We start from the raw sequence: 2,068 nt of genomic DNA on the forward strand, positions 1-2,068 counted from the left end.
GTTTTACTTGACCACTTCAATAGGAATGAATCAGTTTGATTAGTGGATGAAGGAGCGTTATTTCAGATAACCCTGAGTGTTAAATGAGCCTATCACCTTTGTTTGTATTCAGTTGTCATCATGTAACTTGAAAGCGAAGGAGTATTTCATTCCTATAAAATTCACCATCAGTTGTTGATTGTTTGTATGCTTGTTGTTGATTTGAATGGTGTGGAAACCTAATTGAAACGCTTTAAACCTTGAGGGGTAAAGAAGGATATGTCTGTCTGGTTAGTATTATTACGTTAATAACTAGACATCTACCATACCTAGTACACGACTACATCATCACATATCCCTGAGTCACACCAAGTGACTCACAGTACACCATTATAAATAACGGCATCGACCTATCTATGAACCTCAACATAGGAATAGATAGCAATGAATGTACGTTCTAGAAAAAACAAAAACCTTAGACTCACCATTAAGAAAACCTTTCTTGGTCATCCTATCCAGACGGCACACGGTCCACTGTACCTCGATTACTTAGAAAAAATGCACGCCACCATTGAACGAGCATTAGATGACTATCCTCGCCTCATGGCTATCCGTGTAGATTTGAGATTTCCAAAGCTAAGGTCCAATGAAGAGTGTGGCAATGTCATCACTGACTTTATCCGCTCGTTGCAGTCACAGATAGCTTACTCTGGCAAGCGAAAAAAAAGACAAGAGGGTGGTAGGGTTCATCCCTGTAAGGTTCGAAATGTGTGGGTTAGAGAGCGCTCTACCTCAATGAATGACCACTATCATTTATTACTCATGTTCAATAAGGACAGATTTAACTGGTTGGGACAAACTCAAACGCCAAATGATAATTTAGGCTCCTTTATCGTGGAGGCATGGGCGAGAGTCGTCGGTGTTGATTATGAAGAAGCAAATGGGTTAGTGCATTTCTCAAAGAGAAAGAACAGTGACAGCGTGGTTATTCATCGCTTGAACCGTAACTCTGATGACTTTGACGATGCGTTTGATGAGCTGTTTAAGCATGTGAGTTATTTAGCTAAAGAAGATACGAAGCATTTTGGTGATCGTAGAAGGAGTTTCGGGGGGAGTCAGCGTTAATTCAGGTTAGGGCTGCTGCATTTTTTTACAGCGGTGGCTCATCTCATGGGTATATACAAACAGGAGGCTATTCCCAATGAGATTCTTAAGACTGAAAGAAGTAATAGCGTTAACGGGATTGGGTCGTTCAAGCATCTATAAGTTTATGGAAGAGAATACCTTTCCTAAAACGGTGTCACTGGGTGGGCGCGCTGTCGCATGGGTAGAGAGTGAAATCGAAGAATGGATGGAACAGCGTCTAGCAATGCGAGAAAGCCAAAGCTAACCACAAGCAACAACGAACATAGTTATCACATCAACAGGGAGCCATTGAGGGCTCCTTTTTCAATTAGAGAGAGAAATAAAATGAGTTTTTCAATTTACGTAGACGGTGCGGCACCAAACAATCAACACGGATGCACACAGGGTGGAATTGGTATTGCAGCCTTTAATGAGCACGGTGAAGTAGAGTATCAAGATAGCATCACTATCAGACGCAGTACCACCAATGCAGAATTAGAGCTAATGGCCTTAATCGAAGGTCTAGAGTATGCACAGGATGGCGATGTCATCTACTCAGACAGTGATTCCTGTGTAAAGGGCTACAACGGTTGGTTAGATAACTGGAAGGACAAAGGTTGGCGTAAGTCAGATAAGAAGCCAGTAAAGAACCGTCATCTATGGCAACAAATCGACGAACTGCGTTCACAGAAATACGTAGAGGTGAGAAAGGTCAAAGCTCATTCAGGTGATAAGGGTAATGACATGGCAGACTTGTTAGCCGTTGAAGCGGCAGAAGCCGAGTAAGAAGATAGAGCACAGCTTGTTGGCAAACCGCTAGCAGGCTGTGCCCTGTTTTGTTTGTTGGGATAAACCTGCTGCATTACAGAGTAGTATATTAATTTAATGATGAAGTGGTTATTAAGGTGGGTGGGTTCAGTGAATGAAAATCACAATTTCTGTAATTGATAGACCTAACCCATGG

At 42.0% G+C, this 2,068-nt stretch carries 3 protein-coding genes; all 3 read left to right on the forward strand.

The features are described 5' to 3' along the window. Nucleotides 1–423 precede the first annotated feature (423 nt). The 3 genes from BCT49_RS14680 (at nt 424) to BCT49_RS14690 (ending at nt 1,890) form a co-directional block, all read left to right on the forward strand. The gene (locus tag BCT49_RS14680) at nt 424–1,104 is read left to right on the forward strand and encodes an inovirus Gp2 family protein (protein WP_102436165.1); all 681 of its coding nucleotides are present in this window, start codon (nt 424–426) and stop codon (nt 1,102–1,104) included. Nucleotides 1,105–1,180: 76 nt separating this feature from the next. After that, nucleotides 1,181–1,369, forward strand: coding sequence for an AlpA family transcriptional regulator (locus BCT49_RS14685; RefSeq protein WP_102436167.1), 189 nt, complete (start codon nt 1,181–1,183; stop codon nt 1,367–1,369). 80 nt (nt 1,370–1,449) lie between these two features. Beyond that, complete coding sequence (locus BCT49_RS14690; protein WP_102436169.1) at nt 1,450–1,890, forward strand: ribonuclease HI; 441 nt, start codon at nt 1,450–1,452, stop codon at nt 1,888–1,890. Nucleotides 1,891–2,068 lie beyond the last annotated feature (178 nt).

The sequence above is a fragment of the Vibrio lentus genome (genome assembly GCF_002875945.1).
Classification (GTDB): domain Bacteria; phylum Pseudomonadota; class Gammaproteobacteria; order Enterobacterales; family Vibrionaceae; genus Vibrio; species Vibrio apostichopi.

Coding starts and splice junctions, on each gene's coding strand:
- BCT49_RS14685 (WP_102436167.1), top strand. CDS start 1,181: ATGAGATTCTTAAGACTGAAAGAAGTAATAGCGTTAACGGGATTGGGT.
- BCT49_RS14680 (WP_102436165.1), top strand. CDS start 424: ATGAATGTACGTTCTAGAAAAAACAAAAACCTTAGACTCACCATTAAG.
- BCT49_RS14690 (WP_102436169.1), top strand. CDS start 1,450: ATGAGTTTTTCAATTTACGTAGACGGTGCGGCACCAAACAATCAACAC.